Source organism: Micromonospora sp. ABR4_055 (assembly GCF_056160425.1).
Window position 1 is genome coordinate 18,132 of sequence record NZ_JBSWXD010000019.1, and the last position, 22,783, is coordinate 40,914.

Annotated in this window: 23 protein-coding genes; 16 read left to right on the forward strand and 7 right to left on the reverse strand. The window is 72.6% G+C overall.

Annotated elements, in window-relative coordinates; genetic code table 11:
• Nucleotides 1–22 precede the first annotated feature (22 nt).
• Together ACXAHD_RS07560 and ACXAHD_RS07565 are read right to left on the reverse strand one after the other, a co-directional pair.
• On the reverse strand, nucleotides 23–955 hold the full coding sequence (locus ACXAHD_RS07560) for a class F sortase (RefSeq protein ID WP_475049383.1): 933 nt from the start codon (nucleotides 953–955) through the stop codon (nucleotides 23–25).
• Between the two features lie 120 nt (nucleotides 956–1,075).
• Nucleotides 1,076–1,603, reverse strand: a complete 528-nt coding sequence (locus tag ACXAHD_RS07565; protein WP_281551165.1) for a hypothetical protein — start codon at nucleotides 1,601–1,603, stop codon at nucleotides 1,076–1,078.
• A gap of 215 nt (nucleotides 1,604–1,818) precedes the next feature.
• Between ACXAHD_RS07565 and ACXAHD_RS07570 the strand changes: the two genes are divergently transcribed.
• From ACXAHD_RS07570 to ACXAHD_RS07580, 3 genes are read left to right on the forward strand one after another with little or no spacing between them, the layout of a single operon-like run.
• Nucleotides 1,819–3,327 carry an amidase gene (locus ACXAHD_RS07570; RefSeq protein WP_281551164.1) on the forward strand — a complete coding sequence of 503 codons (1,509 nt, stop codon included), beginning with the start codon at nucleotides 1,819–1,821 and terminating at the stop codon, nucleotides 3,325–3,327.
• 32 nt (nucleotides 3,328–3,359) lie between these two features.
• Nucleotides 3,360–3,650, forward strand: a complete 291-nt coding sequence (gene ctaJ, locus ACXAHD_RS07575; RefSeq protein ID WP_475049386.1) for an aa3-type cytochrome oxidase subunit CtaJ — start codon at nucleotides 3,360–3,362, stop codon at nucleotides 3,648–3,650.
• A complete protein-coding gene (locus ACXAHD_RS07580) occupies nucleotides 3,637–4,056 on the forward strand; it encodes a DUF5130 family protein (RefSeq protein WP_278170924.1) in 420 nt (139 codons plus the stop codon). Before ctaJ ends, ACXAHD_RS07580 begins: the two co-directional genes overlap by 14 nt.
• A gap of 41 nt (nucleotides 4,057–4,097) precedes the next feature.
• Here the strand turns inward: ACXAHD_RS07580 and ACXAHD_RS07585 are convergent, their stop codons facing one another.
• A complete protein-coding gene (locus ACXAHD_RS07585; RefSeq protein ID WP_281551163.1) occupies nucleotides 4,098–5,132 on the reverse strand; it encodes an NAD(P)-dependent alcohol dehydrogenase in 1,035 nt (344 codons plus the stop codon).
• 613 nt (nucleotides 5,133–5,745) lie between these two features.
• Here ACXAHD_RS07585 and ACXAHD_RS07590 point away from each other — a divergent pair.
• From ACXAHD_RS07590 to ACXAHD_RS07600, 3 genes are all read left to right on the forward strand, one after another.
• Nucleotides 5,746–5,886 carry a hypothetical protein gene (locus ACXAHD_RS07590; protein ID WP_281551162.1) on the forward strand — a complete coding sequence of 47 codons (141 nt, stop codon included), beginning with the start codon at nucleotides 5,746–5,748 and terminating at the stop codon, nucleotides 5,884–5,886.
• Entirely contained in the window at nucleotides 5,871–6,164 is a 294-nt protein-coding gene (locus ACXAHD_RS07595) for a hypothetical protein (RefSeq protein ID WP_281567292.1), read from the forward strand. The genes ACXAHD_RS07590 and ACXAHD_RS07595 overlap by 16 nt, the downstream gene beginning before the upstream one ends.
• A gap of 75 nt (nucleotides 6,165–6,239) precedes the next feature.
• Nucleotides 6,240–6,416 (forward strand): hypothetical protein, encoded by a 177-nt coding sequence (locus tag ACXAHD_RS07600; protein ID WP_281551160.1) that lies wholly within the window; start codon nucleotides 6,240–6,242, stop codon nucleotides 6,414–6,416.
• A gap of 103 nt (nucleotides 6,417–6,519) precedes the next feature.
• On the opposite strand, the gene pepN is transcribed toward ACXAHD_RS07600, so the two are convergent.
• On the reverse strand, nucleotides 6,520–9,072 hold the full coding sequence (gene pepN, locus ACXAHD_RS07605; RefSeq protein WP_281551159.1) for an aminopeptidase N: 2,553 nt from the start codon (nucleotides 9,070–9,072) through the stop codon (nucleotides 6,520–6,522).
• Nucleotides 9,073–9,293: 221 nt separating this feature from the next.
• On the opposite strand from pepN, the gene ACXAHD_RS07610 reads away from it, so the two are divergent.
• From ACXAHD_RS07610 to ACXAHD_RS07625, 4 genes are all read left to right on the forward strand, one after another.
• Complete coding sequence (locus ACXAHD_RS07610; RefSeq protein ID WP_281551158.1) at nucleotides 9,294–9,920, forward strand: DsbA family protein; 627 nt, start codon at nucleotides 9,294–9,296, stop codon at nucleotides 9,918–9,920.
• 150 nt (nucleotides 9,921–10,070) lie between these two features.
• Nucleotides 10,071–10,307 carry a hypothetical protein gene (locus ACXAHD_RS07615; RefSeq protein ID WP_281551157.1) on the forward strand — a complete coding sequence of 79 codons (237 nt, stop codon included), beginning with the start codon at nucleotides 10,071–10,073 and terminating at the stop codon, nucleotides 10,305–10,307.
• Nucleotides 10,308–10,466: 159 nt separating this feature from the next.
• On the forward strand, nucleotides 10,467–11,666 hold the full coding sequence (locus tag ACXAHD_RS07620) for a DUF1015 family protein (RefSeq protein ID WP_281551156.1): 1,200 nt from the start codon (nucleotides 10,467–10,469) through the stop codon (nucleotides 11,664–11,666).
• Nucleotides 11,667–11,750: 84 nt separating this feature from the next.
• Entirely contained in the window at nucleotides 11,751–12,218 is a 468-nt protein-coding gene (locus tag ACXAHD_RS07625; RefSeq protein WP_281551155.1) for a ribose-5-phosphate isomerase, read from the forward strand.
• 60 nt (nucleotides 12,219–12,278) lie between these two features.
• Here the strand turns inward: ACXAHD_RS07625 and ACXAHD_RS07630 are convergent, their stop codons facing one another.
• Together ACXAHD_RS07630 and ACXAHD_RS07635 are read right to left on the reverse strand one after the other, a co-directional pair.
• Nucleotides 12,279–12,746 carry a hypothetical protein gene (locus ACXAHD_RS07630; protein ID WP_281551154.1) on the reverse strand — a complete coding sequence of 156 codons (468 nt, stop codon included), beginning with the start codon at nucleotides 12,744–12,746 and terminating at the stop codon, nucleotides 12,279–12,281.
• A 23-nt stretch (nucleotides 12,747–12,769) separates the two neighbouring features.
• On the reverse strand, nucleotides 12,770–14,011 hold the full coding sequence (locus ACXAHD_RS07635; protein WP_281551153.1) for a GNAT family N-acetyltransferase: 1,242 nt from the start codon (nucleotides 14,009–14,011) through the stop codon (nucleotides 12,770–12,772).
• Between the two features lie 114 nt (nucleotides 14,012–14,125).
• On the opposite strand from ACXAHD_RS07635, the gene ACXAHD_RS07640 reads away from it, so the two are divergent.
• From ACXAHD_RS07640 to ACXAHD_RS07650, 3 genes are all read left to right on the forward strand, one after another.
• On the forward strand, nucleotides 14,126–14,752 hold the full coding sequence (locus ACXAHD_RS07640; RefSeq protein WP_281551152.1) for a hypothetical protein: 627 nt from the start codon (nucleotides 14,126–14,128) through the stop codon (nucleotides 14,750–14,752).
• Between the two features lie 90 nt (nucleotides 14,753–14,842).
• Complete coding sequence (locus ACXAHD_RS07645) at nucleotides 14,843–15,808, forward strand: phosphatase PAP2 family protein (protein ID WP_281551151.1); 966 nt, start codon at nucleotides 14,843–14,845, stop codon at nucleotides 15,806–15,808.
• Complete coding sequence (locus ACXAHD_RS07650; RefSeq protein WP_281551150.1) at nucleotides 15,805–16,695, forward strand: hypothetical protein; 891 nt, start codon at nucleotides 15,805–15,807, stop codon at nucleotides 16,693–16,695. The genes ACXAHD_RS07645 and ACXAHD_RS07650 overlap by 4 nt, the downstream gene beginning before the upstream one ends.
• Nucleotides 16,696–16,722: 27 nt before the next feature.
• On the opposite strand, the gene metH is transcribed toward ACXAHD_RS07650, so the two are convergent.
• Nucleotides 16,723–20,370 carry a methionine synthase gene (gene metH / locus ACXAHD_RS07655; RefSeq protein WP_475049418.1) on the reverse strand — a complete coding sequence of 1,216 codons (3,648 nt, stop codon included), beginning with the start codon at nucleotides 20,368–20,370 and terminating at the stop codon, nucleotides 16,723–16,725.
• A 346-nt stretch (nucleotides 20,371–20,716) separates the two neighbouring features.
• Between metH and ACXAHD_RS07660 the strand changes: the two genes are divergently transcribed.
• The 3 genes from ACXAHD_RS07660 (at nucleotide 20,717) to ACXAHD_RS07670 (ending at nucleotide 22,741) form a co-directional block, all read left to right on the forward strand.
• Nucleotides 20,717–21,247: a hypothetical protein gene (locus ACXAHD_RS07660; RefSeq protein ID WP_281551148.1), complete on the forward strand. Its 531-nt coding sequence runs from the start codon at nucleotides 20,717–20,719 to the stop codon at nucleotides 21,245–21,247.
• A 116-nt stretch (nucleotides 21,248–21,363) separates the two neighbouring features.
• On the forward strand, nucleotides 21,364–22,464 hold the full coding sequence (locus ACXAHD_RS07665; RefSeq protein WP_281551147.1) for a WD40/YVTN/BNR-like repeat-containing protein: 1,101 nt from the start codon (nucleotides 21,364–21,366) through the stop codon (nucleotides 22,462–22,464).
• A gap of 4 nt (nucleotides 22,465–22,468) precedes the next feature.
• A complete protein-coding gene (locus ACXAHD_RS07670; RefSeq protein ID WP_475049399.1) occupies nucleotides 22,469–22,741 on the forward strand; it encodes a ubiquitin-like small modifier protein 1 in 273 nt (90 codons plus the stop codon).
• Nucleotides 22,742–22,783 lie beyond the last annotated feature (42 nt).

Here is a 22,783-nt window from a genome sequence, read left to right on the forward strand (position 1 = left end):
CCGGTACGGGCGGCTGCGCAGGTCAGCCGTTCTGGGTGCCGACCAGTGACGCGAAGACGACGACGTTGTCCGCGTACCCGGTGGCGCCGCCGACCCACTGACCACCGCAGGTGATCAGACGCAGCCCCGGGTGGCTGAAGTCGTCGTACACCCGGTCCGCCGGCAGCGACGACTTGTCGAACTGCTCGACCGAGGTGACCTCGAACAGCGCCACTGACCGGTCCATCCGGCGGACCTGGATCTGCGCGCCCGGGTGCAGCGTGGCGGCCCGGTGGAACACCGACGGCCCGGTACTGGTGTCGACGTGGCCGACGATGACCGCCGAGCCGTTCTCGCCCGGCGTCGGGCTCGCCACGTACCAGCCGGCCTCGTTGTGCCGGTTCAGCTCGGGCACCGCGATCGTGCCGTCCTCAGCCAGCCCGACATCGTGCACGGCGGCCTGCAGGTTCAGTGCCGGGATGGCGAGGCTGACCGGGTCGCTGGCGCCCAGCGGCGGGTGCGTCTCGGGCGTCGCGCGGTGTGCTCCGGGCAGCCACTGCCCGAGCGGGGTGCCGGTCACCCGTTCGAAGCCGAACCCGGCGACAAAGACGCCTGCCACGATCAGCACCAGCGCGACCGGGCTCCACCGCGACGGCACGTCCGGTCGTCCCCGGTAGCCGCCCAGCGCGGCCCGCCGGTCGGCAGCCGAGGGCACCCGGCGTCGACCCGGACGCAGCGACCCGAATCCGGGCCAGCCCCGCCGCCGGGGTGAGCCGTGCGGTGGACGACGGCCGGCGGCGGATCCGTAGCCGCCGCCGCGTCCGGCGGCACCCGGCACCGCCGCCACCCCGCGCAGCGGGGCACGGGCCACCCCTCGGACGGTGCCGGGGATCGCCGGATGCGCGCCCGGCTGATCCGCCGCACCGTCCGTCCGCTCATCCGGTGCTGTCGGCCTCGGCTGACCGTAGGTCGACACCCGGGGTGCCACCGTGTGCGCCGTGGTACCGGCCGCCGTGACCTGGGTCAGGAACGGGAGCAGCCAGCCCCCCGGACGGCCGCCGGCCGGTGTGGGACGGACCACCTGCCTGCCCGCTGGTCACGCGCCGGAGTCGGCGCGTCGGCGGCGCATCGCGAGCAGCCCGATCCCGGCACCCAGCCCGATCGCGGCGATGCCGCCGACCAGCAAGGCCGAGCCGCCGGAACCGGTGCTGGCCGACGCGGTGCCGCCGCCACCGGCGTCCGGCCCCCGGGTCGGGTGGGCGGTGCCGGTCACGGTCAGGGTGGTCGTCGCCGTGTTCCCGTTCTGACACTGCAGGTCGACCGGGTAGCGCCCAGGCCGCTTGCTGCTGGGCACGGTCACCTGACCGGTCAGCACGTCCTGGTCCGGCATCACGATCACCCGGCCGAACGCGTCCGACTCGACCGTCGCCTGGCTGGTGTTGTCGTCGCCGCAGCTGGCCCGGACGGTCACCCGGCCACCGGCCTGCACGGTGCTCGGATCGGCCTCCACGTAGGTGCTGCCCGCATGCGCCGGCGACGCGTCGACCCCGGCCGCCACCGTGCCGATCAGCACGGCGGCGGCGAGCCCGGCCAGCGTCCGGACCGGATTGCTCACTCTGCGCATGATCTCCCCCCGACTGTGCCCCGGCCGGCCGTGTCTGCCCCGTCGCCGCTGCGGCCGGCCCGGCCGTGCCGGCACCGTCGGCGCGACCGGTGTGCCGCACCGACGTTCGGAGCCTGCTGGCCCGACTTCCCGTCCCGGTGCCGGCTATGCCTCCCACCTCCGGGTGATCCCGCACCGGGATGACGCGTCAACGGGTGACCTGCCAGGATCGGTCAATGTCGCAGATCCATGATCTGACCGCGTTGGAGCAGGCCGTCGCGATCCGCCGGGGCGAGTTGAGTGGCATTGAGATCGTCGAGCACTACCTGGCCCGGATCGACGCCCACTCGGACACGGTGGGGGCGTTCGTCACGGTCACCGCGGAGCACGCCCGGGAACAGGCCCTCGCCCTCGGCCGGGTCGCGCCCGGCATCCGGTCCCGGCAGCACCCCGGCCCGCTGTACGGCGTACCGGTGGCGATCAAGGACCTCACCCTCACGGCCGGGGTCCGGACCACCTTCGGCTCGGCGGCGTTCGCCGACTACGTGCCGAGCGTCGACGCGGACGTGGTCCGCCTGCTGCGTGCCGCCGGCACCGTCAGCCTCGGCAAGACCACCGCCGCCGAGCTGGGCTGTTCGCTCTACACCGAAGGGGAGGTGGCGCCGCCGGCGCGTAACCCGTGGGACCTGGCATGCACCGCCGGCGGCTCCAGCGGGGGAGCGGCGGCGGCGGTGGCCGCCGGGCTGGTGCCGTTCGCGCAGGGCTCGGACGGCGGCGGTTCGTGCCGAATCCCGGCCGCCCTCTGCGGTTTGGTCGGCTACAAGCCCACCCGGGGGGTCGTCTCCGGCGGCCCGCTCGGTGCCGGCGGGTTCGGTCTGCCCAGCCACGGACCGATCGCCCGGACCGTCGCCGACGCTGCCGCGATGCTCGACGCGATCGCGGTGCCGGTGCCCGGTGAGCCGTACCTGGCACCGCCACCGCCGCCCGGCGGCTATCTGGCGGCGGCCCGTCGCGCGGACCCCGGCCGGCTGCGGATCGGCCGGTTCACCACCCCGATGCTCGCCGACGAACCGGTGCATCCGGACTGCCTGGCAGCGGTGGACACGGCGGCCGCGCTGCTCGCCGACGCCGGCCACGAGGTGGTCGACGTCCCGGCGCCGCTCGGCCCGGACCTGTGGCCGCTGTTCGAGACCGTCTGGTACGTGCTCGCGCTGGCCCCGGTGCCACCGGAACGAGAGGCGCGGCTGCTGCCGTTGACCCGGCTGCTACGCCGCCGGGGCAACGCGATCAGCGCCGCGACGCTGGTCGCCACCCTGGCCGAGCTGCAGGTCCAGGTACGCCGGGCGATGCACGCGGTGGTCGGGCTGGACCTGCTGCTGTGCCCGACGTTGAGCGCTCCGCAGGCCCCGGTCGGCTGGTTCACCGAAACGGGTGACCCGGCCGAGGACTTCGACCGGCAGCGGCGCTTCTCGCCGTACTGTGCGGTGTTCAACGTCACTGGGCAACCGTCGGTGTCCGTCCCGGTGGCGCAGAGTACGGCCGGGCAGCCGGTGGGGGTTCTGCTGACCGGCCGCGGTGGCGCGGACGCCACCGTGCTGGCCGCGGCCGCTCAGCTGGAGGAGCGGACCGGCTGGCCCGGTCGGCACCCGGAGATCTGGCGGGCCGGGCCCTCCGCTACCGTGAAGGCGTCTGAGCCGGAACGGGCTGGCGGTGTGGCCAGGTCCACCACTCCAGACATCCGCTGAGTCCCTTGAACCGATGCCGGGGGGCGTTGAGATTGTCTGTTACCAACACGGTGCTCTTCTTCGTCGTGATCCCGGCGGTCATCGTGCTCGTGGTGGCCGGTCTGGCGATGATCGGCGGGCGTGGCGGCGCGGACCGCCGCTACCGGCCCGGCCGGCAGTTCGACTTCAGCCCGGTCTGGTACGTCTCGTCAGGCGACCGGTCGACCGGGACCCCGGCGGCGGCGCTGCCGGCCGGCACCGAGCCGACGGCGATCGAGTCGACCAACCTCGGCGGCGGGCAGCCGCGTCCGGGCGCGACGGGAGGCGCAAGTGACCGTTGGTGAGCAGGCCCACGAGCAGTCCAGCGAGTCCACCCGGACGAGCGCTACCCTGCCGGGGCCGTTCGGCACCCGGCAGCTGCTCCGGCTCGACGAGGCGTTGCGGCTGGCCGACTCGGCCACCGGACTGGCGTTCAGCATCTACGTCGGCGAGCTGGAGGAGCCGACCCGGGAGTACGCGGTGACGCTGCACCGGCAGCTCACCGACCCGGACGACGCGGTGCTCATCGCCGTGTCGCCGAATCAGCGGGTGCTGGAGGTCGTTACCGGCGCCGAGGCCCGTAAGCGGATCCCGGACCGGGACGCGAAGCTCGCCGCGCTGTCCATGGTGGCGTCTTTCGGCGGCGGTGACCTCGCCGGCGGCCTGGTCAGCGGGATCGACCAGCTGGCGTCCCGGGCCGGCCGCGCCTGACGGACCCGGCCTTACCGGATCTCCCAGTCACCGTCGCCTGGTCAGGGGACCAGCACGGCGCGGCCGTGGATCTTCCCGTCCCGCAACTGCTGGTACGCCTGCACCGCCTCGGCCAGCGGGAAGGTCTGCACCTCGGCGCGGAGCAGACCCTGGCGACCGAGGGCGATCACCTCGGACAGCTCGGCGAGGGTGCCCCAGAACGGGATGACCGCGCTGGTCTCCATCGGCACCGGCGGCGGGCCTTCGACGGTCGCCGCGATCCGCAGCGTGCCGCCGCCCAGGCCGACCATCGTCAGGTGACCGCCGGTGGACACCACCTGCCGGGCGGTGTCCAGGGTGGCGTCCACGCAGACGAAGTCGAGCACCACGTCGGCGCCGTCCGGGGCCGGGCCGGTGAGCTCACGGATCTGGTCGACCGCCGCCGGACCGGCCTGCACGGTGTGGTGTGCGCCCATCCGTTTGGCCAGCCGCAGCGCGGCGTCGCTGGTGTCCACCGCGATGATCGTGACGGCGGTGGTCACCGCCAGGATCTGCACCGCCATGTGGCCGAGGCCGCCGACACCGATCACCACCGCGTGGGTGCCGGGCCGCAGCGCGTCCCGGCTGAGGGAGATCGCGTGGTACGGGGTGAGCCCAGCGTCGGTCAGTGGTGCCGCCTGCACCGGATCCAGCCCGTGCAGCGGCAGCAGCCGGTCCGCCGGCACCACCACGTGGTCGGCGAGCCCGCCGTCGCGGCTGATGCCGACCCCGCCGACCGTTACGGTGCGGCACTGGTTCTCCAGCCCGCGCAGGCAGGCCCGGCAGCGCCCGCAGCCGATGATCCCGTACACCGCCGCGGTGTCCCCTTCGGCCCATCCGGTGACCCCCGGACCGAGCTGGGCGACCCGGCCGGCGATCTCGTGGCCGATTGTCATCGGGGTCGGGAAGACCCCGGCGGGCGCGTCGAGGATGTGCAGGTCCGAGTGACAGGCGCCGACCGCCGCCGTGGCCAGCAGGATCTCGCCGGGGCCGGGCTCCGGTGTCGGCACGTCGACGAGTTCGAGGGTGCCGGGCGCGGTGAGTTGGATGGCACGCATGCCCTCAGCGTCGGCCAGGTTCGCGCTTCGCGTCCGCCGAACCGCCCCGGATCACCCACTGCGGCTGAGCCGCCGCACGCGGAGGTACGGCCGGCAGCCAGCGACGCGCTCGGGCTTGCTTCGGGGGACCCGATGGCCTTCCGGGGACGTGATGCCGCAGGTGCATCTTGATGCATCTCTGGCATCAAGCTCGACCGGTACTCCCGGCCCGGCGGGGTGACACTGCGTCCAAGCTTCCTCGCTTCTGGTTGGTCGCCGCTGCATGCAGCCCGGCCCACGTCCGGCCGGGCACGCCACGTTACATCGACAGGGCTCGGTTCCGGATCGGCGGACCCCTTTCGGGAAGTCCTCCAGGAGTGTTGACCTTGGTGGGAGTCGTGTTGGCGGCGCTGGGTGGGTGGTGTGTCGGCTTCTTCACGTTCCGGTTGAAGCAGCGGTGGTGTCCGAGGTGCGGGCAGATCTTGCGGTGTCCGGAGTGCGCACCTCGGCATTCGATGCGGTTCAGCCCGACCGGGCCGTCCAGTCTGACTGGTGCGGTCGGTGCCGGTTCGGCTGCCGCTGTGGGTCGGGCGGCGGTGGATGCTACCCGGGTCAACCGGGGCCGGTGGTCGCGGTGATGGAACAACTGCGGGAGCTGGGCGGGTGCGGTTGTCAAGTGGTCGAGCGGATGACCGGGGCGGCGTTCGACCTGCCCGACGTCACGGCGACGGAGTTGTTCGACCGGTTCCTGGTGTGGACGTGGCGGCCATGCTGACCGTACGGGCCGCCACGGCCGCCGACGTCGAACCCCTGGCCGAGTTGTTGGCGCAGTCGTGTGTGCTGGATCCGGTGGTGTCCTGGCTGATCAATGATCACGCGCTGCGGTATCTGACGATGCACCGGTTCTTCTCCGCCGAGGTGGAGTTCGGCGTCCGGCATGGCATCGTCGACGTCGTCGGCCACTGCGACGCCGGTGGCGATCTGGTATCCGCACCCGTTCGACCGGCTGCTCGGTGCGGAGCATCAGCGGCGCAGATTGCGGGCCTGCGGTGACCGGCACGGCCCGTACGCGCACTACACGCTCACCTCCGGCCGCCTGGAAGCGACTGGCCGGCACCACCATCTGGCATGCCGGCGGTGGTAGAGGCGAGCAGCCCACGCTCCCAGGCCTTCTACCTGCGCCACGGCTACCGGATCGTACGGGTCGCGCACCTGCCGGCCGGCGGCCCGCCGCTGTGGGCGATGCGCCGGGGCGGCGCACCACCAGACCAGCCACCCATGGCCGCCGCCCTGCGCGTCGGCTGAGCCGGGGGACCGGAGAGCCGCGTCGAGGTTAGGCTGAGACACCTTGAATCTGCGTCTTAGGGTGTCTCAGCCTCACCTCGATGGCGGCTGGCGCGGGAGTCACTCAGCGGGCGGCGGCCGTGTCGGTGGCCCGTGCGGTCAACGCCCGGACCACCCCGTCGCGGCCCTCAGCGACCAGCCGGCGCAGCGGAGCCGGGTGACCGTCGCCGGCCAGCCATTCGTCCGTTGCCGCGACGGTCTCCTCGGAGACCAGGTACGCCGGGTATGCGAGCGTGACGAACTCCTGCGCCGGCTCGCTGTCCCGGGTGGCCCAGATCCGGCCCACCACGTCGAAGTACGCCGTCCGGTACGGCTCGGTCAGCTCCACCTGCGTCGAGTGCTGGAAGCCTTGCAGCAACGCCCGGTGCTGCCAGTTCGGCAGGCTGTCCGGCCCGGTCAGCTTGGCCCAGACGGCGGCCTTGTTGGCCGGGTCCGGCAGCAGGGCGCGGGCCAGCGCCGCCTCCCGCTCACCGCTGGCGGTCCGGTCCCGGGCCAGCTCCGCGTCGATCTGCTCGCCGGTGGCGGCACCGTTGGCGGCCAGCGACTGCAGCACCGTCCAGCGCAGCTCGGTGTCGATGGTCAGCCCCGGCACCACGTCTGCCCCGTCGAGCCAGCCACGCAGCACCGCCAGGTCGCCGTCGGAGCGGGCCGCCGTGGCGTAGCTGCGCGCCCAGGCCAGCTGGAAGCCGCTGCCGGGCTCCGCCGCCTGCAGCGCGGTCCGGGCGGTACGGGCCAGGTCGGCCCAGCCCTGCGCCGCCCAGCCCGGCTCGGCGTAGAACGTCAGGGTGTTGGTGGCCTGCCGCAGGGTCGCGGTCACCAGGTTGATGTCGGTCTCGTTGGGCAGCCCGGTGAGCACCAGGGCGACGTAGTCGCGTGCGGCGAGCTCCCCGTCCCGGACCATGTCCCAGGCCGCCGCCCAGCACAGCGCCCGCGCCAGCGACGACTCGAACGCGCTGATGTGCTGCACCACGTTGGCCATCGACGCCGGGTCGAGCCGTAGCTTGGTGTAGCTCAGGTCGTCGTCGTTGAGCAGCAGCACGTCGGCGGCGGGCAGCCCGGTCAGCCCGGTCAGCTCGGTGCGCTCACCGCTGATGTCGACCTCGACCCGGTGCCGGCGGACCAGCCGGCCGGCGGTCAGGTCGTAGAGGCCGACCCCGATCCGGTGGGTACGCAGCGTCGGGTGCCCGGCCGGTGCCTCCTGAAGCACCGTGACCTGCTGGTAGGTGCCGTCCGGGCCGACCGACAGCTCCGGCCGCAGCGTGTTGACCTGGGCGGTCTCCAACCACTGGGCGGCGAATTTGCGCAGCTCCCGGCCGGAGGCGGCCTCCAGCTCGGAGAGCAGGTCGTCGAAGGTGGCGTTGCCCCAGGCGTGCCGCTGGAAATAGGTGCGCAGACCGGCGAGGAAGGGCTCCAGACCGACGTACGCGACGAGCTGCTTGAGCACGCTGGCGCCCTTGGCGTACGTGATGCCGTCGAAGTTGACCTCGACCGCCTCCAGGTCCGGCATCTCGCAGTAGACCGGATGGGTGGAGGAGAGCTGGTCCTGCCGGTAGCCCCAGTTCTTGCGGACCGACAGGAAGGTGGTCCAGGCGTCGGTGAACCGGGTCGCCTCCGAGTTGCACCAGTGGCTGGCCCATTCGGCGAACGACTCGTTCAACCACAGGTCGTTCCACCAGCGCATGGTCACCAGGTTGCCGAACCACATGTGGGCAAGCTCGTGCAGCACGGTGTTGGCCCGCTGCTCGTACTCGAAATCGGTCACCTGGGAACGGAAGATGTAGTGCGCCTCGGCGTGGGTGACCGCGCCGAAGTTCTCCATCGCGCCGGCGTTGAAGTCCGGCACCCAGATCTGGTCGTACTTGGGCAGCGGGTAGCGGACCCCGAACTGGGCCTGGAAGAAGTCGAAACCCTGCGCGGTGATCAGGTGCAGGTCGTCGACGTCGAGGTGCTCGGCCATGCTGGCCCGGCAGAAGTAGCCCAGGTCGACGCCGTCGTGGCTGCGTCGCACCTCGTGGTACGGGCCGGCGCACAGCGCGGTGATGTAGGTGCTCATCCGCGCCGACTCGGCGAAGTGGACGGTCTTGGTGTCCGGCCCGGCCGGCTCCTCGGTGGCCACCGGCATGTTCGAGATGACCCGCCAGTGGGCCGGCACGACAGCGTGCCAGGTGTAGACGCTCTTCAGGTCGGGCTGGTCGAAGCAGGCGAACACCCGCTGCGCGTCCGCGGTCTCGAACTGGCTGTACAGGTACGTCTCGCCATCGACCGGGTCGACGCTGCGGTGCAGCCCCTGCCCGCTGGCCGAGTAGATGAACTCGGCCTCGACGACCAGCGTGTTCTCCGCGGCCAGGCCCGGTAGGGCCAGCCCGGACTCGGCCGACCAGCCGGACGGGTCGAGCCGCTGGCCGTTCAGCGTCGCCGAGTGCAGTTGGTCCGCCGCGACCTCGATGAACGTGCCTGCTCCAGGCTCGGTGCAGCGGAAGGTGACCGTTGTTGTCGAACGGAACACCCGGCTGTCCGCGGCGCTGCCGGCGCCGGACAGGTCGAGGTGGATGTCATACCCGGTCACGTCGAGCAGGCGGGCGCGTTCGGCCGCCTCGACCTGGGTCAGATTGCGCACTCCAGCCACCGTGTGCCTCCGTCCAATCGTTCAACCGCCGACGTCGACGTCGGCGGCGTCGGGGACAGCTGGGAATGACCCCGTTCGGCCAAGTCTTTCACGTCGTGGGGGCCTGGCGAGGCCGGCCCAGATCCTGGACTTGCTGGGTTGGGGCGCCGTCTGGCGAGGTGACCCGGACAATGGCGGCGGACAGCCGCCGGACAAAGAAGAAGGGGAGTCTGATGTCCGACCGTCAGACCGTGGACATGTACTTCGATCCGATGTGCCCGTGGGCCTGGATCACCTCGCGTTGGTTGTTGGAGGTCGAACAGGTCAGGCCGGTCGACGTCCGGTTCCGGGTGATGAGCCTGGCCGTCCTCAACGAGGGCCGTGACCTGCCGGAGAACTACCGCGACTTCCTCGACCGCGCCTGGGGGGCGGTCCGGGTCGCCGTCGCGGTCCAGCAGGACCTCGACGACGCTGCGGTACGGGCCCTCTACACCGCGCTGGGCAACCGGATCCACCTGGAGAAGCAGCCGACCGGACCCGAGCTCTACACCGCCGCGTTGACCGAGGCCGGGCTGGACCCGGCGCTGGCCGCCGCCGCCGACGATCCGGCCTGGGACGGCCCGCTGCGGGCCAGCCACGCCGCCGGGATGGCCCCGGTCGGGATGGACGTCGGTACGCCGGTGATCCACGCCCCGGGCCCGGAGGGTGCCGGCCCGGTCGCGTTCTTCGGCCCGGTGATCACCCCGGTACCGCGCGGGGATGCCGCCGGCCGGCTCTGGGACGGTGTGCTGCTGGTCGCCGGGACGCCGGGATTCTACGAGCTGAAGCGGTCCCGCGAGGTGGATCCCACGTTCGACTGACCAGTTCGTCGGTGTCGGTGACGAGTTCCATGTCGCCCGGCGTGTCGCTGCGCGGCGCACGTGACGCGTCCCAGGCCACGTCGTTGCCCAGGATGTTCACCCCGCCGGCCCGGCAGGAAACCGGGTCACACCGACGCATCGGAGGTCAACATGCTGGTCGACATCGACTCCGACTACTGGGATCTGCCCGTGCTGCGCGAGGCGATCGCGGCCCGGGTCTGGGGCGTGGCGAGTGACGGCAGCCGGCACCGGCGGGAACCGTCGGTCCACGACACGGAGCGGGTGCCGGTCGCCGTACCGTCGGGGCTGCCGGCGTCGACGGTCGGCGCGGTCCCGGCGGCCCGGACCGGCGGCGGCCGGCACCGGCGCCCGACTCCGGTCGGATGATCCGGTCCGGCCGGTCACTGCGGCCACCGCCGTCGACAGCGGCCCGGGCAACCGGGCCGCTGTCCGTCACGCTGGTCCGGCGACCGGGCTGTTGTCCATCCGGTGGAAACGGCCGATGTATCGGTCGTCACAGCGGACCCCGCCGGTAGCGTCCGCGCCATGACGGTCGTTCACCCGATTTCCCGCGCCTGGATCACCACCGGCGAGACCGGCGCGCAGAACTACGACGAGTTCGCCGACGACGCCGAGATCACCGCGATCATCGAGGCGAATCCCCGTAGCGCGCTGGCGGTGGAGATGCCGCACCGGGCGCCGGACAGCCTCGGCCGGTCGTTCCTCGACTGCCTGCCGGCGGCCGCCGGGCGGCTCGGTGAGGCCCGGGCCGACGGCAGCTACACGCCGGCCGAGCAGGTCGCCGTGCTCTACCGGATCACCGAGCCGGCCAGCGACGCGGCGGCGTACGGCCTGTTCGTGATGGTCGACACCGATCAGATCTCCACCAGCGCCGACGAACCGGGTCTGGTGATCCGCAACGAGGACGTGTTCATCGCCAAGGTCCGGGAGCGGGTCGCGCTCGCCGAAGCGGTCGGACATCTGCTGTCGCCGGTGCTGCTGCTGCAGACCGGGCGCGGCGACGAACTGCACGCCGCGCTCGCCGCAGCGACCGAGGCCGCCGGCGCGCCGGCCGCGACCGATCTGGACCAGGCCGGCCGAACCCACGCGATCTGGCCGGTCGGTCCGGGAGAGCTGCAGCAGCGGCTCTGCGCGCTGGCCGGCGGCGGTGAGCTGGTCGTCGCGGACGGCAACCATCGCAGTCTGGCCGCGCAGACCGGCGGCCTGTCCCGCTTCCTGGCCGTGGTCACCACCCCCGCGTCGGTGGCCATCCAGCCGTACAACCGGCTGGTCAGCGAGCTGACCCTGAGCCCGGACGAGACGCTGGCCGGGCTGACTGACGCCGGTGCGACGGTGACCGCGCTCGACGGTGCGCCGACGGTGCCGGCTTCCGGCGGCGCGGTGCGGCTCTACCTGGCCGGACGCGGCTACCAGGTCACCCTGCCGACCACCGACGGTGACCGGGTGGACAACCTCGACCACGCCCTGGTGGAGCGGGTGCTGCTGCGCGGTGTGCTCGGCCTCGACCCGGGCGACAAGCGGATCACGTACGTCGGCGGCGACTATCCGGCCAGTTGGCTGACCGGCGAGGTCGACGCCGGCCGGGCCGAGCTGGCTGTGCTGATCGCCCCGGTCACCGTCGACGACTTCGTCGCGGTGAACCTGGCCCGGCAGAAGCTGCCCCGCAAGAGCACCTGGTTCACCCCGAAGGCGCGCGGCGGTCTGGTGCTGGCCGAGATCAGCTGAGCCGTCGAGGGCCGGCAGATCCGGCCGGTGAGATCGGCTGACCCGGCTGTGCGGCCGACCGACCGGCGCTGAGAGACTGCCGGTATGCGCGTCTACCTGGCAGCCGACCACGCCGGCTACGAGCTCAAGGTGCATCTGGTCAACCACCTCGCCAAGCAGGGGTACGAGGTGACCGACGTCGGGCCGCACGAGTTCGACCCGGACGACGACTACCCGGCGTTCTGCCTGCACGCGGGAACCCGGGTGGTCGCCGACCCGGGCAGCCTCGGGGTGGTGATCGGCGGCTCCGGCAACGGCGAGCAGATCGCCGCCAACAAGGTTCCCGGGGTGCGGGCTGCGCTGGCCTGGAACCTGGAGACCGCGCAGCTGGCCCGCACCCACAACGACGCCAACGTCGTCGCGATCGGCGCCCGCCAGCACACCCTCGACGAGGCGACCACGCTGGTGGAGGCGTTCCTGGCCACCGGGTTCTCCGGCAACGACCGGCACGCCCGCCGCATCGCCCAGGTCGGCGCGTACGAGATCGACCGCAAGCTGCCAACGCTGCCCTGACCCCGTTGGTCCGCAGCGGCACCTCTCGGTGCCCGGTGGGTCACGTCGGGACCGGCCGGTTCACCGCTCCCGGCGGGGCAGTTCCTCCCGGGGCACCCAGTGCCGGCGGACGATGGTCAGCGTCTCGTCGGCCCTGGTGAGGTCGTCCTCGCTGGGGCGGGACGCGTCCCGCGCCCGCAGCGCCGCCGAGATGCTGACCTGTGAGGTGCCGGAACCGACCAGTCCACGCAGGCCACGGTCGGCGTCCCGGTCGTCGCCGCCGGACCCGCCACCGGCTGAACGGCCCGACGTCTGCCGGCGTTGACGGTGCGTCGGCGGTGGCTCCGGGACGCGCTGCGACGGCTCCGGAGTACGTGGCCCCGGTGACTGCGGGCGCGGCCCCGGTACGGGCCTGCCGTCCGGCTCCGGCGTACCGTCCTGCTCCGGGTCGTGTACCTCGGCGGTGCTGGCGTTGGCTGGTCCGCTGTCGGGACGTTCCGTGGGGGCGCCGTGCCGGTGCCGTCGCCTGCGCCGTTCGAAGTCCGCCATCCGCCGACCGTACCGCGACCGGCTCAGAAGATCTCGATGCCGGCGGGGGCACGGTCCCAGCCGAACGCGGTGTTGGCCTCGGCCACCGCACCGTGGCGCAGCTCGCGTACCCGACCGGCGTCGGCCAGCGACCGCAGCGACGGTCCGCCCAGGTACACCGCCGCCAGGTCGGCCACCCCGCAGGCGAGGTCCGCCGGCTCGTCGGTGGGTACGCAGCGGGCCTGTTCCCGGTCGCCGGTCAGCCGCCAGCGGCCGGAGTTCTCCGGCAGCAGCGGATCGGTGACGTCGACGACCACGTCGACCCCGGTGGCGTACCGGCGGGCGGACAGCGCCGCCGCGACGTCGACCAGCCGCACCCAGAGGCTGTCGGCGAGCGCGGCACCGAGTTGCCGGGGCTCGTCGACCAGCTGGAACAGCGGCTCGTCCAGCGCCGCGAACCGGAAGGAGAGCGCCCGGCTGAGGTCGATGCCGGTGAGGAACCGCCACAGGGCCCGGTATCCGTCGACGCTGCCGGCCACCGCCTCGATCACCCGTACCCGGCCCTTCGGCCCATGGGCGTCCCAGTCGCTCACCGTACGCCACAGGGCGTAGCCGTCCGGGCCGGTCGGACCGTCGTGCAGCACGACCCGCAGCGCGGTCTGCCCGGACTGGCGGGCCGGGCTGTCGGCCAGCACGTACCGCCACCACCGGCCGTCCCGGCCGGACCAGCCGGGACGGCCGGGACGCAGCCGCTCGTACACCGCTGCCAGGTCGGGCCGTAGCTGCCCAGGGTCGCCGACGCGCAGCGACCCGACGCCAGGGCCAGCGGACGGGTCAGCCGGATCGAGCACCCGGGTCTCCCGCAGGTCGACATCCAGTTCCAGCCGCTGCGCGGCCATTCCGTAGCCGTACCGTGGGTAGATGCGGCCCTCGCTGGCCCACAGCACCGCGACCGGTTCACCGCCGTCGCGTAGTTCGCGCAGCTGGCGGTGCATCAGCCGGGTCAGCAGCCCACGCCGCCGGTGGGTCGGGGCGACCGCGACCATGGTGACGTGGGCGGCGGCCAGCACCGCGCCGGGCACGGTCAGATCCCTGGTGTACGCCCCGGCGTGCCCGACCACCCGGTCACCGTCGGTGACCACCAGTGACCGGTCCGGCTCAAAGACGCCCTGCTCGACGTCGTGCAGCTCCGGGTCCGGGTTCTGGTGGAAGGCCGCCAGCAGCAGCTCCATCACGGGGTTGAAATCCTGCGGCACGCCGGCCCGGATCGGAAGCGGTGCATCCATCTGCTCTGTCTAGCCGATCGGTGGCGGGGTCGGCGACCCATTTGCCGGCTCGCTACTCTCGGATGTGAGCGTCTAAATGGTACGGGGGTCCGCCCGCACCCGTGGGGAGGAAACATGGCAGATCGGCATACACCCTGGGCCGAGCGGACCGTGGAGGTGCCGCCGCAGCGTACGGCTGCCGGTGCAGCGGGCGCGGACCAGCCGACGGCACCCGACGCGGACCAGCCGACGGCACCGGGTGTCGCCGGCCTTTTCCGGCGCGGGGTGGCGCAGGTCGGCCGGGGCGGGCCGCCCCCGACCGCCGAGTTCACCGCGCCGCACGAGCCGACCGGTACGGGCTGGCCGTCGGAGGTCGGGCCGGGCTGGTCGGACGGCCGGATCCGGCCGCCCCGGCCACCGCTGAGTCAGCAGCTCGCCCAGCTGCGTCGCGGTGGCGAGTGGAGCGTGCTGGGTGGCCTGTTCGCCTTCGTCTGTTGGGGGGTCTGGGCCATCTCCGCCCGGGGGAACCTGACCAGCCCGGTGCTGACCTTCGTGCTGACGATGCTGGTCGGGGCGGGTCTGTTCGCGCTGTGCCGGGTGATCGGCCGGGTGGTGCTGGAACGCCAGCTGGGTCGGGTCCGGCACGGTGCCCGTGCCTCGCACATGGTGACCGGGGCGTACCTGATCGCCGTCGGGTTCGCCTATCTGCGGCAGACCGAATGGGTGGTCAGCGTCTGGAACTGGTTCGCTGGCTGGTTCTGACGTCCTGAGATCCTGGACTCCTACGTTGTGACCGGGCGCGGGACGTTCTGACCGAGCGCGGGAGCCGGGCCGGGCGGCTACCGTGACGGCATGCGCAGTCGCGGCGCGGTTCTCCTGGGCGTCTGGTGCCTTCTGCTGGCCGCCGGCCAGACTGCGGCCTTCGGCGTGGTCTGGTGGGTCTTCGTGCGGACCTGGCGCGGCCAGTGGCTGGACACCATCGCGCTGACCGGCAACTCGATCGGCCAGGACGAGGCGTACGGGCCGGCGAGCACGGTGCTCGGTGTGGTCTCGGTGGCCTCGCTCGCCCTGGCCACCGGAGTGATCGGGTTCATCGCGCTGATCCGGGGCCGGGTCCTGCTGGCGGTGGTCGCCACCGGGGTGATCGCCGGCTCCAACCTGACCACCCAGTGGGTGAAGTACGCCGTCGCCCGGCCGTCGTTCGGGGTCGACCCGGTCGACGCGAACTCGGCCAACAGCCTGCCCAGCGGGCACACCACGGTTGCCGCCTCGGTCGCGGTGGCGCTGGTCCTGGTGCTGCCGGCGGCACTGCGCGGCATCGGCGCCCTCGCCGGTGCCGGCTACGCGGCGGCCGCCGGGGTCGCCACCCTGTCCGCCGGCTGGCACCGGCCCAGCGACGCGGTGGCGGCGCTGCTGGTCGTCGGGGGGTGGGCGGCGGCCGGGATGCTCGCGCTCACGCTGGCCCGGTCGCCGGACGACGGGCTGCGCCCGAGCGAACACCACCCGATGTCGCTGGCGCTGCTGCTGCTCGCCGGGGTCGGACTGCTGGCGGCGGCCGGGGCCGCGATGGCGGTGACCGACCAGGTGGCCGGGCTGCCGCTGGAGGCGCTGAGCCGTCGGCGGCTGTTCGTGGCGTACGCGGGCAGCGCGGCGGGGATCGCCGGAACGGCAGCGGTCACCATGGCCCTGATGCTGGGGACGGCCGGCTACGCCGTACCGGCCCCGGCCCCGGCGTCCGCCGGCCCGGATCCGGCGGGTGGGAACAAAACCGGTTGGGGTGGAACCGATCGGGATCGAGCGACGTCTCAGCAGACATGACGATTCTTCGAGGCGTACGGGCGGCGGCCACCGCTGCCTCCCTGTTGCTGCTCACCGCCGCGTGCGGACAGAACCCGGGCACCGACTCGTCCACCGACGGCACTGCCGGCGGGTCGTCGTTGCCGGCCGACACGCTGGTCCTACGGGTGGACCACACCGGCGGTTTCACCATGCCGGCGGCGTTGCTGACCCGGCTGCCGGTAGTCAGTGTGTACGCCGACGGCCGAGTGATCACCCAGGGCCCCACCATCCTGGTCTACCCCGGTCCGGCCATGCCGAACCTGCAGGTCCAGACGATCAGCGCGGAGCAGGTCGACGAGCTGGTCAAGCAGGCGCTGGCCGCCGGGGTCGGCACCGAGCAGGACCTGGGCCGGCCGCCGGTGGCCGACGCGACATCGACCCGGTTCACCGTGCTGACCGAGGACGGCGTCGAACAACTCGAGGTGTACGCGTTGTCCGACGACACCTCCGGCGACGCCGGGCTGACCGACGAGCAGGTCGCCGCCCGGGACAAGCTGCGGGACTTCGCCGACTCGCTCACCGAGCTGTCCGGCGGTGTCGGCGCGGCACCGGAGGACTCCGAGCCGTACGTCGCGCACGCGATCGCCGCGGTCGCCGAGCCGTGGGTGGCGGTCGACGAGCCGGTCGACGCCAGCCAGCCCGAGGTGGCCTGGCCCGGCCCGGAACTGCCCGGCGAATCGCTGTCCGAGACGCTCGACCTCGGCTGCGTGACGGTCACCGGGGAGGCGCTGGAGGAGCTGCGGTCCGCAGCGGCGGACGCGACCACCGCCACCCCGTGGACGTCGGCGGGTAAGCGGTGGACGGTGACCCTGCGCCCGCTGCTGCCGGACGAGACCGACTGTTCGGACCTCACCGCCGCGGGCTGATTCCTCCCCAGCCCGCGCGGCGCGGTTTCAGTCGGTCTCGTAGCCGAGGTTGGGGCGCAGCCAGCGCTCCACCTCGGCGAGCGGCATCCCACGCCGGGCCGCGTAGTCCTCGGCCTGGTCCCGGCCGATCCGTCCGACGGTGAAGTACCGCGACGCCGGGTGGGCGAAGAGCAGGCCGCTGACGCTGGCCGCCGGGGTCATCGCCCCGGACTCGGTCAGCTCGATCCCGGCCCGCCCGGCGCCCAGCAGGTCGAACAGCTGCCACTTTTCGCTGTGGTCCGGGCTGGCCGGGTAGCCCAGCGCCGGCCGGATGCCGCGGAACCGCTCGGCGTGCAGGTCGGCCACATCCGGGTCGGCGTCCGGTTCGTACCAGTCCCGTCGGGCCCGCAGATGCAGGTGTTCGGCGAACGCCTCGGCCAGCCGGTCCGCCAGCGCCTTCACCATGATCGCCCGATAGTCGTCCTGGGCAGCCTCGTATCCGGCGGCCAGCTCCTCCGCGCCGTGCACGGCCACCGCGAAGCCACCGAGATGGTCCCCGGCCGGTGCCACGTAGTCGGCGAGGCAGCGGTTCGGCCGCCCGGCGGGTTTGGTGGTCTGCTGGCGCAGCATCGGGATCCGTACCGGCCGGTCGTTGTCGGTGCCGCCGCCCGGCGGGTCGGCCTGTCCGGCGGCGACAACCAGGTCGTCGCCCTCGGAATGGGCCGGCCAGAAGCCGTACACGCCGTGGGCCCGCAGCGAACCGTCGGCGATGATCTGGTCGAGCATCGTGTTGGCGTCGTCGAACAGTTCGCGGGCGACCGGCTGGTCCAGGATCGCCGGGTACTTGCCCTTGAGCTCCCAGGCGAGGAAGAGGAACTGCCAGTCGATCATCGGCCGCAGCTCGTCGAGGCGGGGCTCGACGTACCGTACGCCGGTGAACGCCGGCACCGGCAGATCGTCGAAGGACACCGGCTCCGCGTTGGCCCGGGCCTGGGCCAGGGTGAGCAGCGGCTGCCGCCGGTTGGTGTGCTGCTCGCGCAGCCGGTCCTGCTCGGCCCGGTTGTCGCTGTCGAACCGCTCCACCCGGTCGGCGCTGAGCAGGTCGGAGACCACCCCGACCACCCGGGACGCGTCGAGCACGTGCACGGTGCTGCCGTCGTACGCCGGTGCGATCCGTACTGCGGTGTGCTGCCGGGAGGTGGTGGCCCCGCCGATCAGCAGCGGCAGTTTCAGCCCGCGCCGCTGCATCTCCCCGGCGACCGTGACCATCTCGTCCAGCGACGGGGTGATCAGGCCGGACAGCCCGACCGCGTCGGCGTTCTCGGCGACCGCGGTGTCCAGGATCTTCGCGGCCGGCACCATCACTCCGAGGTCGATCACCCGGTAGTTGTTGCAGCCCAGCACCACCCCGACGATGTTCTTGCCGATGTCGTGCACGTCGCCTTTGACCGTGGCCAGCACCACGGTGCCCGGCCCGCCCTCGCCGGCGGTCGCCGCGGCCTCCTGCTGCCCGTCCGGTACGTTCGCGGCGTCCTGCCGGGCCTGTTCCTTCTCCGCCTCCAGGAACGGCTCCAGGTAGGCCACCGACCGTTTCATCACCCGGGCGCTCTTGACCACCTGAGGCAGGAACATCTTGCCCGATCCGAACAGGTCACCGACGACCTTCATGCCGTCCATCAACGGCCCCTCGATCACCTCGAGCGGCCGGGCCGCCAGTTGGCGGGCCTCCTCGGTGTCGGCCTCGATGAAATCGACGATGCCGTGCACCAGCGCGTGCGACAGCCGGTCGGCGACCGGGGCGTCCCGCCAGGACAGGTCGACGGCGCGCTTCGTGCCGGAGCCGGAGACGGTGCCGGCGAACGTCACCAGCCGGTCGGTGGCGTCCGGACGGCGGTCGAACAGTACGTCCTCGACCAGCTCCAGCAGGTCGGCCGGGATGTCCTGGTAGACGGCGAGCTGCCCGGCGTTGACGATGCCCATGTCCAGCCCGGCCCGTACGGCGTGCAGTAGGAACGCCGAGTGCATCGCCTCGCGGACCACGTCGTTGCCGCGGAACGAGAACGACAGGTTGGAGATGCCACCGCTGGTGCGGGCACCCGGGCAGCGCTGCTTGATCAGCGGCAGCGCGTCGATGAACGCCTTGGCGTACCCGTTGTGTTCGCTGATGCCGGTGGCGACGGCCAGCACGTTCGGGTCGAAGATGATGTCGGTCGGGTCGAAGCCGGCCTTCCCGGTGAGCAGGTCGTACGCGCGGGCGCAGATGTCGACCTTGCGTTCGGTGGTGTCGGCCTGGCCCTGCTCGTCGAAGGCCATCACCACCACGCCGGCCCCGTACGCCCGGATCTTGCGGGCCTGGTCGAGGAAGACCTCCTCGCCCTCCTTGAGGCTGATCGAGTTGACCACGGCCTTGCCCTGTACGCACTTGAGGCCGGCCTCCAGCACGCTCCACCGCGAGCTGTCGATCATGATCGGAATCCGGGCCACCTCGGGCTCGGTGGCGATCAGGTTGAGGAAGGTCACCATCGCCTGCTCGCTGTCGAGCAGGTCGGCGTCCATGTTGACGTCGAGCAGGTTCGCCCCGCCTCGGACCTGGTCCAGCGCCACGTCGACGGCGGCCTGGAAGTCGCCTGCCTCGATCAGCCGCCGGAACTTCGCCGAACCGGTCACGTTGGTCCGCTCGCCGATCATCACGAACCCGGTGTCCGGGCCGATCTCGAACGGCTCCAGGCCGCTGAACCGGCTGGTCCGCACCGGCTGCGGCAGCTGCCGCGGTGCCTTCCCGGCGACCGCCTCGGCGATCCGGGTGATATGCGCCGGTGTGGTGCCGCAGCACCCGCCGACCAGGTTGACCATCCCACTGTCGACAAACTCGCCGACCAGCGCGCCCGTCTCGTCGGGGGTCTGGTCGTAGCCGCCGAACGCGTTCGGCAGGCCGGCGTTCGGGTGGGAGGCGACATAGCTGTCCGAGATGCGGGCCAACTCGGCCACGTGCGGGCGCATCTCGGTCGCGCCGAGCGAGCAGTTCACTCCGACGACCAGCGGCCGGGCGTGCTCGACGGAGCGCCAGAACGCCTCGACGGTCTGCCCGGACAGGGTTCGTCCGGACAGGTCGACGATGGTCACCGAGATCCACAGCGGCAGCTGCGGCACGACTTCGCGGGCCGCCGCGATTGCCGCCTTCGCGTTCAACGTGTCGAAGATCGTCTCGATGAGCAGCAGGTCGACGCCGCCCTCGGCGAGCGCCGTCAGCTGTTCGGCGTACGTCGCCTTGACCCGGTCGAAGGTGACCGCGCGGTAGGCCGGATCCTCCACCCGGGGCGACAGCGACAGCGTGACGTTGAGCGGGCCGACCGAGCCGGCCACGAACCGGCCGCCGAACTCGTCGGCCGCCTGCCGGGCCAGCTGCGCGCCGCGCAGGTTCATTTCCGGCACGTACGCCTCCAGCCCGTAGTCGGCCTGGGCGATGCTGGTCGCGGTGAACGTGTTGGTGGTGGTGATGTCCGCGCCAGCGGCGAGATACTGCCGATGTACGTCGAGGATGACGTCCGGGCGGGTCAGGTTGAGCAGGTCCGGGTCGCCGGTGACGTCCCGGGGGTGGTCGACGAACCGGTCGCCGCGATAGTCGGCCGGGGTGAGACCGGCGCCCTGCAGCATGGTGCCCCAGGCGCCGTCGAGCACCGCGATCCGCTGACTCAGCAGCTCCCGCAGCGCCCGCTCGCTGTCGCCGGCACGTGACACATGACTCATCTGACACCTCCGCTGGTAGCTCGGAGGCGCCCTTGTCTGGTGATCACGCCCGATCAGGGGCCGTGATCGTGGCCGAGCGTGGCGGGCTTCTCGCGGCCCGTCGCAGCGCCTCTCGACCTCGTGGTGATCCTACCCGTGGCCCGGTCCGGGCACCCGGCTGATTCTAGCCGGCCCGGTCGGACACACCAGTGACCCGGCTGTTGCGGTCTTCGCACACCTGTCGGGTAGCTTCGGTGACCGGCTCCGCCGCCAGCGGACGCCGGCAGCGATCCGGACCGACGGGAGATGTTTCGACATGGGCAGGAAGACGGTGTACGTCTCCGATTTCAGTGGTGCCGTGCTGGACTCGGCGGACGAGCTGGTGCGGATCGTCGTCCTCGAACACCCCGACCTGGTCGCCGGTCCGGTGCGGCTGGAGGCCCGGCCGGACGAGGTGGAGAGCATCGACGACGCGGCGCTCGACGTCGCCGTCGTGGAGATCCACGACGGACAGGGCGACGGCGAGCCGCGTCGGGTGGTACTGACCGCCAGCGAGTTCGACTCGCTCGCCACCGACGTGCCGATGGCCCAGCTGCTGCGTACCGCCGAGCGGGTCAAACCGGCCAAGGCCAGCCGCAAGGCCGCCGAGCGGGTCGACTACGCGACCCTGGAGCACGCCGGCAAACCGCACCGCGGCAAGACCACCGACGACGAGGCCCGGCTGGTCCGCGACCACCTTGACGAGATCAACAAGCGGTTGGCCGACGAAGGGCTGCGCCAGATCGACCCGGCCGACCCCGACCACGCCGAGCGGTACGGCTTCGCCCGCACGGCCGATCCCGACTGACGCCCAGCTCGCCACCCCCGCTGACCTGACCTGAACTGTCGGTCCGTCTCGGCATACTCCGGTTCGGGCCGGCGACGTCGCCGGCCGGTGACCAGAGGTGACCAGGAGGGGAATCGATGGGGACACCGAATGCCGGGGCGCTGCTCGCGATCGGCACGGAGAAAGGTCTGTTCCTCGCGACCAGCACCGACGACCGGCGCGGCTGGCAGGTCAGCGGCCCGCACTTTGCGATGACCGCGGTGTACGCGGTGGCGATCGACAAACGCCGGGCGGTGCCCCGGCTGCTCGCCTCGGTGGCCAGTTCGCACTACGGGCCAAGCGTCGCGACCAGCGACGACCTCGGGCGCACCTGGTCCGAGCCGGAGCAGCCGCCGGTCGCCTTCCCGGGCGACACCGGGGCCGCCCTGGAGCGGGTCTGGCAGCTCACGCCGGCGTCGGCCGCCGAGCCCGACGTGGTGTACGCCGGCAGCCAACCCTCGGCGTTGTTCCGGTCGACCGACGGCGGGGCCAGCTTCGAGCTGGTCCGGCCGTTGTGGGAGCACCCGCACCGGCCGCAGTGGGAGGCCGGCTTCGGCGGCCAGGCGATCCACACCGTCCTGCCCGACCCGCGCGACCCGGCCGCGCTGCTGGTCGCCATGTCCACCGGCGGCGTCTACCGGTCCGCCGACGCCGGGGCGAGCTGGGCACCCGGCAACACCGGCATCCGCGCGTACTTCCTGCCCGACGAGTGGCCCGAGTTCGGCCAGTGTGTGCACAAGGTGGCCCGGGACGCCGTCGACCCGGACCGGCTGTACGCGCAGAACCACCACGGCGTCTACCGCTCCGACGACGCCGGCGCCACCTGGTCGTCGATCGCCGACGGCCTGCCCAGCGACTTCGGCTTCCCGATCGCCACCCACCCGCACCGGTCCGGGGTGATCTACACGTTCCCGCTGGTCGCCGACTCGCGGCGGTTCCCGGTCGACGACCGGTGCCGGGTGTTCCGGTCCGCCGACGCCGGTGCCACCTGGCAGCCGCTGACCGCCGGGCTGCCGCAGCACCCGTACTATCCGGCGGTGCTGCGTGACGCGCTGACCACCGACGACGCGTCGACCGCCGGGGTCTACTTCGGCACCCGCAGCGGGGACGTGTTCGCCAGCCGTGACGAGGGCGATTCCTGGCAACCGGTCGCCACCGGCCTGCCGGACGTGCTCTGTGTCCGGGCCGCGGTGGTGTGAGGTGGTGACGCTGCTGGTGCCGGGCGCGCTGCGGGCGGACAGCGGTGGGCAGGCCCGGCTCACCGTCGACGCCGACGGCACGCTGCGGGCGGTCCTCGACGAGGTGACCCGCCGCTGGCCGCGACTCGCCCGCCGGATCCGCGACGAGCAGGGCCAGATCCGGCGGTACGTGAACGTCTACGTCGACGGTGCCGACCACCGGCACAGCGGCGGTCTGGACACCCCGGTCCCGGCCGGTGCCCAGGTGCAGGTGGTCCCGTCGGTCGCTGGCGGGTGACTCGGCACACGTCATTGCGGGCGGCGGCGCGAGGCATGATCC